Genomic DNA, 8896 nt, shown 5'->3' on the forward strand with positions numbered 1-8896 from the left:
ATTTTACATTAATGTTTAAATGTGATGCAAACGGCTTCGGGAACTCGGAAATCGTTAGAAAGCTCAGCTAATCGACCAGTTTTAGGATTACGTTTAAAGACGGTTGCATTATCTGAATCTTGGTGAACTGCAATTAGAAATTCTTGGTCAGGAGTTAGGTCGAAATCACGTGGTGTTTTACCATGACTTGGAACAATCTCTAATAATTCCAAACTACCATCAGCTAGGATGCTAAATACAGCAATGGAATCATGACCTCGGTTGGATGCATAGAGGTATTTGCCGTCTTTTGAAAGACGAATGGCAGCAGTAGCATTAAATTCCTCATATCCATCTGGCAAAGTCGAAATGACTTGCATGCGTTCAAATTCACCAACACCATCGTAAATCAAGACTTCAATGGTACTGTTGAGTTCACAGATGAGGTAGGCAATCTTATAATGATGATGGAAAACGATGTGGCGAGCACCTGCTCCAGCTTGGCTGTGATAAGTGTAGAGTTTACTTAGTTTTCCTTCTGGGCTAACATCGTAGGTCGTTACTTCATCCGTTCCTAGATCACATGTGACGAGATACTGGTCAGGTGTTAGATCCGTAAAGTGTACATGTGGGGAAGATTGGTTTTCATGAGGACCTTGTCCGCTATGCTGATCTAGATCTGTTTGGATGAGTCTACCATCCGATTGACGTTTATAAACTAGAACTTGACCTTTATGATAGTTGGCCCCATAAACGAGACCACGTTTTTCATCTACTGTCACATAACAATGAGGAGCGCCTTCTTCCACCACATGATTTAACAAAGTGCCGTCGGTCTTGTAAGCAGCGATTCCACCCAAGCCATCCTGGCTCCCTACGGTGTATAAGTGTTGCTGTTGGTCAAAGGCAAGGTAGGTCGGACTTGGTTCAGCAGCAAAGAGTTCAAGATTTGCAAGCTGGCCTGTTTCTGTATTAAAATCAGCTTTGTAAATCCCTTTAGATAAGCGACGAGTGTAAGTTCCAAAATAAACAGTTTCTTTCATGTCCATACCTCTTAATAATGATAAGTTCATTATACCACAAAATGAAATTCTTAACTGACTTTCATCATTTTTTAAAAATTACAGAAAACATCTTAGGGAGATTTATTTAGTTTTTACCTTGCTTTCAAAAATCAAAGTGATATAATAATGATATATTTGATTTAAAGGAGTGTCTTATGAAAAAACGTATTTTTCTAACGGCTGCAGTAGCAGTGTTGTCATCAGCACTACTAGCAGCTTGTTCGTCTGGTGGTAAAAACGCCAACCAACCTGTGACTTATACTTATGTCTTCTCATCGGATCCTGCAACTTTGGACTATACAGTTTCTGGAAATTCCAGTACCAAACAGGTGACTGGGAATGTCATCGATGGTTTGCTTGAGAATGACCAATATGGAAATCTTGTGCCGTCTGTAGCAGAGGACTGGAGTGTTTCTAAAGATGGTTTGACTTACACCTATAAAATCCGGAAAGGGATTAAGTGGTACACTAATGAAGGCGAAGAATATGGTGAAGTAAAGGCTCAGGATTTCGTGACAGGTTTGAAACATGCTGTCGCTAAGAAATCACAAGCCCTCTATCTTGTACAGGATTCAATCAAAGGGTTGGATGATTATATTAACGGGAAAACAAATGATTTTTCTACTGTTGGAATTAAGGCGACAGATGATTATACTCTTGTTTATACGCTTAATAATCCTGAATCTTTCTGGAATTCCAAGACAACGATGGGTGTTTTAGCACCAATCAATGAAGACTTTTTAGCCTCTAAGGGGGATGATTTTGGTAAACCTACTGATGTTACAAGTATTTTATACAATGGTCCTTACCTTCTGAAAGGTCTCACATCGAAATCTTCAATCGAGATGACGAAAAACCAAAACTATTGGGATAAAGGAAATGTCTTTATTGATGATATAAAATTAACCTTCTTTGATGGTCAAGATGCAGACTCTCTTGGTCGTGGTTTTGATGAAGGCCACTACCCAGCAGCTCCCCTCTTTAAGAATTCTGCAAACTATGAGCGATTCAAAGAAAAATACAAAGACAACATTGTGTATGGTCAACAAAGAGGAGGTAGCTACTACATTTCAACTAATATTGACCGTGTAGCCTATAACCATACTTCTAAAACAACGGACGAAGAAAAGACATCTACTAAGAAAGCTTTGTTGAACAAAGATTTCCGCCAAGCCTTGGCTTTTGGAGCAGATCGTAAGGCTGCTGTCTCTCAAGTATTTGGTGATGAAGTTGCCCCTCGTAAATTACGTACTAGCTTTACACCTCCAACGTTTGTTCAAATTGGAGATCAATCTTTTGGTCAAGTAACAAAAGCAGAACTTGACAAGTTGGATACTGCTTGGAGCGATGTTAGCCTAGATGATGCACAAGATTCACTTCATAATGTAGAGAAAGCTAAAACCAAACTTGAAGCGGCTAAAAAAACTCTTCAAGCCGACGGTGTTCAGTTCCCTATTCATTTGGACTTGCCAGTTTCCTCTACTCAAACGGATTTTGTACGTCAAGCTCAATCGTATAAACAATCAATAGAGGAAGCTCTTGGAGTTGAAAATGTAGTGGTTGATATCCAACAAGTTTCTGATGATGAATTGGGAAGTATGACCGTTCTTGCAACTTCAAAAGACAATATCGACTGGGATATCAATCCAAACAGTGGATGGAGCCCAGACTATGCAGATCCATCAACCTATCTTGATGCATTTGATCCAACATCTGGACCAACTCTTCTTGGAGCACTTGGTATTGCACCAGGATCAGATAGTTCAGCCATTAAGGCAGTAGGATTGGATAAATACAAAGAATTACTTGATGATGCAAACAGTGAGAAAACAGATCTCGAAAAACGCTATTCAAAATATGCTAAAGCTCAAGCATGGTTGACGGATAGTGCTTTGATCATCCCTGTTAACTCTGACGGTGCCCAAATGCTTGTTACAAAGAAAGTCCCAGGAACAGGAGCAGATGGTTGGGTCGGCGATAAAACAGGCGAAAACAGTTATAAATATCTGAAGATTCAAGATAAGATTGTGACAAGTAAAGAAATGGAAGAATTCCGCAAGAAATTTGCTGAAGAAAAAGCAAAATCAAACGAAGAATACCAAAAACAACTATCAAGTCATATTAAAGATTAAATAAATCTCCTCAATTGAGGAGATTTTTCTTTTTGTCTATCTATGTAAGCACTTTAAAAAAGAGTTATTTTAGTCTAAAAATGGTATAATGAGAGAATGACAGAAAGGATGTATTTATGGAACATAAAGAGAAACATTTTAGCCTATCTTGGTTCTTCAAGTGGTTTTTAGATAATAAAGCTATTACTGTATTCTTAGTGACCTTGTTACTGGGCTTGAATCTTTTCATTCTAAGTAAGATTAGTTTTATCTTTTTACCGGTTTTGGATTTTCTAGGAGTTGTCATGTTGCCAGTTATTTTATCTGGTTTACTTTATTACCTCCTCAATCCGATTGTTGACTGGATGGAGAAACACAAGATCAATCGTGTACTTGCCATCAGTATTGTATTTGTCATCATTGGACTTTTTATCATTTGGGGTCTGGCAGTCGCAATTCCAAATCTCCAACGCCAAGTCTTAACTTTTGCGAAAAATGTACCGACATACCTCGAAGATGCTGACCGTGTCATCAATGATCTTGTAACCAAACGTTTGCCAGATGATTTTAGACCACAGTTGGAGCAGGTTCTTTCCAATATTTCTAGTGAAGCTACCCTGTGGGCCAGCAAAATCTCTTCCCAAGCAGTTAACTGGGTCAGCGCCTTTATCAGTAGTGTTTCCCAGGTCATTGTAGCGGTTATTATCGTACCATTCATGCTCTTTTATCTTTTGAGAGATGGGAAAGGCTTGCGAGATTACCTAACTAAATTCATCCCAAACAAGTTAAAAGAACCTGTTGGACAAGTTTTGTCAGATGTCAATAAACAGTTGTCAAACTACGTTAGAGGACAGGTTACTGTTGCTATTATCGTGGCAATTATGTTTATTATCTTCTTTAAGATTATTGGTCTCAGATATGCTGTGACCCTGGGGATTACGGCTGGTATCCTCAATCTAGTACCTTATCTAGGTAGTTTTCTAGCGATGTTGCCTGCTTTGGTTTTGGGCTTGATTGCAGGACCTGTGATGCTTTTGAAAGTGATTATTGTCTTTATTGTTGAACAAACGATTGAAGGTCGCTTCGTTTCTCCGCTTATTTTAGGTAGTCAGCTAAACATCCATCCGATCAATGTCCTCTTTGTTCTCCTAACTTCAGGTTCTATGTTTGGTATTTGGGGAGTCTTGCTGGGAATTCCTGTCTATGCTTCTGCCAAGGTCGTTATCTCAGCTATCTTTAACTGGTATAAAAAAGTCAGCGGTCTGTATGAAGAAGAAGGGGAGGAAATCAAGAGTGAACAATAGTCAACGCATGCTCCAGGCTCTGGATGAACAGGATTTAACCAAGGCGGATCAGTATTATCACAAAGCCCTCGAAACAGATTCAAGTGAAGTTCTTTACGAACTAGCAAGCTATCTAGAGGGAATTGGCTTTTATCCTCAAGCAAAAGAAATTTACCAACATATCGTTACAGAATTCCCAGAAGTGAATCTGAATTTAGCAAGCATTGCTAGTGAGGATGGCAATGTTGAGGAAGCCTTTGCTTACCTTGAGGAAATCACACCCGAAAGTTACTGGTACGTATCGGCCTTGGCCTTGAAGGCAGACCTCTATCAGTTGGAAGGATTGACAGATGTTTCGCGTGAAAAGTTACTGGAAGCCCTAAACTACTCAGACGATCCCTTATTAGTTTTTGGTTTGGCTGAGTTGGATAGCGAGTTAGGGAATTATCAGGACGCCATTCAGGGCTATGCTCAGTTAGACAATCGCTCTATCTATGAGCAAACGGGTGTCTCAACCTATCAACGAATTGGTTATGCTTATGCCCAGTTAGGTAAGTTTGAAGCTGCAACTGAATTCTTAGAAAAAGCTTTAGAATTAGAATACGATGACCAAACTGCCTTTGAACTGGCTAGTCTTTACTTTGATCAAGAAGAGTATCAAAAATCTGTTCTTTACTTTAAGCAGATTGATACCATTTCACCAGATTTTGAAGGATATGAGTATGGTTATAGTCAAGCCTTGCATAAGGAACATCAGGTGGAAGAGGCCCTTCGTATCGTTAAAAAAGGACTGCAGAAAAATCCATTTGAAACCCGTCTCTTGCTAGCTGCTTCTCAGTTTTCGTATGAATTGCATGATCCTAGTGCTGCAGAGCAGTTTCTCCTTACTGCTAAAGAAGATGCAGAGGATACAGAAGAAATTTTTCTTCGCCTCGCAACCATTTATATGGAACAAGAGCGGTATGAAGATATCATCGCTCTCCAAAGTCAAGAACCTGAAAACCTCTTGACCAAGTGGATGATTGCACGCTCTTACCAGGAAATCGAGGATTTAGATAAGGCCTATGAGCTCTATCAGGAACTATCGTCTGACCTCAAGGATAATCCTGAATTTCTGGAGCAGTATACTTATCTTTTGCGTGAATTAGGATATTTTGAAGAGGCCAAGATACAAGCTGAAGCCTATTTAAAACTCGTTCCAGATGATGTTCAGATGCAAGAACTCTTAGAAACACTTTAAAAGTTATCTCTCTAAAAATGTATCCGTCAATTTGGCAGATACGTTTTTTTGGAAGAAATAGAATTTTTTTACAATTACTCTTGCTAAATTGTTTATTTATGCTATAATAGGAACAATTATTTTTAGGAGGTGCAGTATGTCTTATATGTTTGAGATATTACCAAGTTTGTTAAACGGTGCAAGTATGACACTTCAGGTCTTTGCTCTGGTTTTAATTTTTTCAATTCCCTTAGGTATTGTCGTCGCCTTTGCTTTGCAAGTCCGTTGGAAACCCCTCCATTATCTCATTGACCTTTATATTTGGGTAATGCGAGGGACTCCTTTGCTCTTGCAATTAATCTTTATTTACTATGTTCTTCCTAGCATTGGGATACGTTTAGATCGTTTGCCTGCTGCTGTGATCGCTTTTGTATTGAACTATGCAGCCTACTTTGCAGAAATCTTTCGTGGTGGGATTGAAACCATTCCCAAAGGGCAGTATGAAGCCGCAAAAGTGTTAAAATTTGGCTCCTTTGATACAGTTCGCTATATCATCCTTCCTCAGGTTACAAAGATTGTCTTACCGAGTGTCTTTAATGAAATTATGAGTTTGGTCAAGGATACTTCTTTGGTCTATGCTTTGGGGATTTCAGATTTGATTTTGGCTAGTAGGACTGCAGCCAATCGAGATGCCAGTCTTGTTCCTATGTTTTTAGCTGGAGCTATTTATTTAATCATGATTGGTCTTGTAACCATTGTAGCGAAAAAACTTGAGAAGAAGTACAGTTATTACAGATAGGAGGATTGCTATGTTAGAATTACGAAATATCAATAAATCCTTTGGTGGCAAACAAATCTTAACCAATTTCAGCCTATCAATTCCTGAAAAGCAAATCCTCGCAATCGTAGGTCCATCAGGAGGAGGCAAGACCACCTTGTTACGTATGCTAGCTGGATTGGAAACCATCGATTCAGGGGAAATCTACTATAACGGCGAATCGCTAGCTATAGATGAACTCGAAAAGCGCAATCTTCTGGGATTTGTTTTCCAAGATTTTCAACTCTTTCCGCATTTGTCAGTTCTAGAAAACTTAACTCTGTCGCCCATAAAAACCATGAGCATGGAGAAGGAAGTTGCTGAGAAGAAGGCGCGTGGTTTGTTAGAACAACTTGGGTTAGCTGGGCATGCAGATGCCTTTCCTTTCTCATTATCTGGTGGGCAAAAACAACGGGTGGCCTTAGCACGCGCCATGATGATAAACCCAGAAATTATTGGATATGATGAACCTACATCGGCCTTAGACCCAGAATTGCGATTAGAAGTAGAAAAACTTATCCTTCAAAATAAAGAGCGTGGGATGACCCAGATTGTTGTGACGCACGACCTTCAATTTGCGGAAAACATTGCCGATCAGATCCTTAAGGTTGATCCAAAGTAGGAGGTGTCTATGAAGAGAAAGAAAATTGCCCTTGTACTTGCTCTGTTCTTTAGCTTCTTCCTGACGGCTTGTACTCAGAAGGCAAGTGATCCAAATCAGGATAATTGGTCCAAATATCAAAAGCAGGGTAGCATTACTATTGGATTTGACAATACCTTTGTTCCCATGGGATTTGAGGAAAAGAATGGTCAGTACGCGGGCTTTGATATTGACCTAGCCCAAGCTGTCTCTGAAAAGCTAGGAATTCAGATTAAATTTCAACCCATCGATTGGGATATGAAAGAAACCGAACTACAAAATGGTACCATTGATGCCATCTGGAATGGCTATACAGCTACAGATGAACGGAAAGAGAAGGTTGCCTTTACTATTCCTTACATGGAAAATCAACAAGTTTTGGTCTCTAAAAAGTCTCAAAATATCCACTCAATTCAGGATATGACAGACAAAATTTTAGGGGCCCAGGCTGGATCTTCTGGCTATTTGAATTTTGAAGGACAACCAGAACTACTCAAGAACCGAGTGAAAGACCAGAAGGCTAATCAATACCAAAGTTTCAATGAAGCCTTAATTGATTTGAAAAATGATCGGATTGATGCCTTGTTGATTGACCGAGTATATGCTAATTATTATCTCCAGTCTGAAGGGATATTAAGTGACTACAATGTCTTTTCAGCTGGATTTGAAAGTGAAGCTTTTGCAGTGGGTGTTAGACCTGCTGATAAAACTTTGTTAGCCGCTTTGAACCAAGCCTTTATATCACTATACCAAGAAGGAAAATTCCAGGAAATCAGCCAGAAATGGTTTGGAGAAGATGTAGCCACCAGTCAAGTTAAAAATCAAGAATAAGAAAAGAGATTGAGTTTATCTGTACTGACCCCAAAAAGTTAGACAAATAATTATTGAAAGGATTTAGTTCTGTACTGCACAGGACTAAGTCCTTTTAGTTTTACCTTAATTCGTTTGTTGTTGTAATAATCAATATAGTCTACAATGGCTTGTTCCAATTGCTTAAGCGACTGAAACGACTCCTCATAACTGTAAAACATCTCCGACTTCAAAATACCAAAGAACGACTCCATCATGCCGTTGTCTGGGCTGTTGCCCTTGCGTGACATGGAGGCTTGAATTCCCTTACTCTCTAGGAACCGATGATAAGAATCATGTTGGTATTGCCAGCCCTGGTCGCTGTGTAAAATGGTATTTTCATAGTGTTTCTCTGTGAATGCCTGTTCTAACATACTCTTCACTTGTTCTAAGTTTGGTGAAGTTGAAAGATTATAGGCGATAATTTCGCTATTAAAGCCATCTAAAACTGGTGATAAGTAAAGCTTTTGAGTACTTGCTGGAATGGCAAACTCCGTTACATATGTATAGCACTTTTCCATTGGTTTGGTTGCTTCAAACTGGAGTTGAATGAGATTATCTGCTTTCTTGCCAATCTCTCCTCGGTAGGAAGAATACTTCCGTTTCCGACGAATTCGAGCCGTTAAACCAAGAATTCTCATCAACCGTTGAACTTTCTTATGATTCACTACAAAACCACGATTTCTGAGTTCGAGAGTAACTCGGCGATAGCCATAATTTCCTTTATGTTCATTATAAATGGCCTGAATTTCGGTTTTAAGCTCTTTATCTTTATCAACCCCATCCAGTTGTTTCAACTGATAATAGTAAGTTGGGCGAGCTAAACGTGCTGTTTCAAGAAGTAAATCTAGTCGAAATCCTCCTGAAGCCATTTCTCTAACTGTTTCTGCCTTTCTCGCTCTAGGGCTTCGTCCCTTTCCTCTAACTCTTTTAA

General features: G+C 39.3%; 8 protein-coding genes. 6 read left to right on the plus strand and 2 right to left on the minus strand.

All coding sequences use genetic code 11. The features are described 5' to 3' along the window. Positions 1–8: 8 nt before the first annotated feature. Entirely contained in the window at positions 9–1022 is a 1014-nt protein-coding gene (locus ACXYSL_RS06090; protein WP_009730081.1) for a lactonase family protein, read from the minus strand. A gap of 176 nt (positions 1023–1198) precedes the next feature. Here ACXYSL_RS06090 and ACXYSL_RS06095 point away from each other — a divergent pair, with 176 nt between their 5' ends. The 6 genes from ACXYSL_RS06095 (at position 1199) to ACXYSL_RS06120 (ending at position 7944) form a co-directional block, all read left to right on the plus strand. Further along, the gene (locus ACXYSL_RS06095) at positions 1199–3175 is read left to right on the plus strand and encodes a peptide ABC transporter substrate-binding protein (RefSeq protein WP_007519706.1); all 1977 of its coding nucleotides are present in this window, start codon (positions 1199–1201) and stop codon (positions 3173–3175) included. A gap of 116 nt (positions 3176–3291) precedes the next feature. After that, positions 3292–4458, plus strand: coding sequence for an AI-2E family transporter (locus ACXYSL_RS06100; RefSeq protein WP_458624243.1), 1167 nt, complete (start codon positions 3292–3294; stop codon positions 4456–4458). Beyond that, positions 4448–5677 carry a tetratricopeptide repeat protein gene (locus ACXYSL_RS06105; protein WP_458624244.1) on the plus strand — a complete coding sequence of 410 codons (1230 nt, stop codon included), beginning with the start codon at positions 4448–4450 and terminating at the stop codon, positions 5675–5677. The genes ACXYSL_RS06100 and ACXYSL_RS06105 overlap by 11 nt, the downstream gene beginning before the upstream one ends. 136 nt (positions 5678–5813) lie before the next feature. Then, positions 5814–6455 (plus strand): amino acid ABC transporter permease, encoded by a 642-nt coding sequence (locus tag ACXYSL_RS06110; protein WP_061598464.1) that lies wholly within the window; start codon positions 5814–5816, stop codon positions 6453–6455. Between the two features lie 10 nt (positions 6456–6465). Beyond that, a complete protein-coding gene (locus ACXYSL_RS06115) occupies positions 6466–7095 on the plus strand; it encodes an amino acid ABC transporter ATP-binding protein (protein ID WP_295589084.1) in 630 nt (209 codons plus the stop codon). 9 nt (positions 7096–7104) lie between these two features. After that, the gene (locus ACXYSL_RS06120) at positions 7105–7944 is read left to right on the plus strand and encodes an amino acid ABC transporter substrate-binding protein (RefSeq protein ID WP_458624245.1); all 840 of its coding nucleotides are present in this window, start codon (positions 7105–7107) and stop codon (positions 7942–7944) included. Positions 7945–7994: 50 nt separating this feature from the next. Here the strand turns inward: ACXYSL_RS06120 and ACXYSL_RS06125 are convergent. Further along, positions 7995–8896 (minus strand): IS3 family transposase (locus ACXYSL_RS06125; protein ID WP_458624246.1); only part of this gene is annotated, 902 nt, incomplete at its 5' end.

This window comes from Streptococcus sp. V913 (assembly GCF_054353455.1).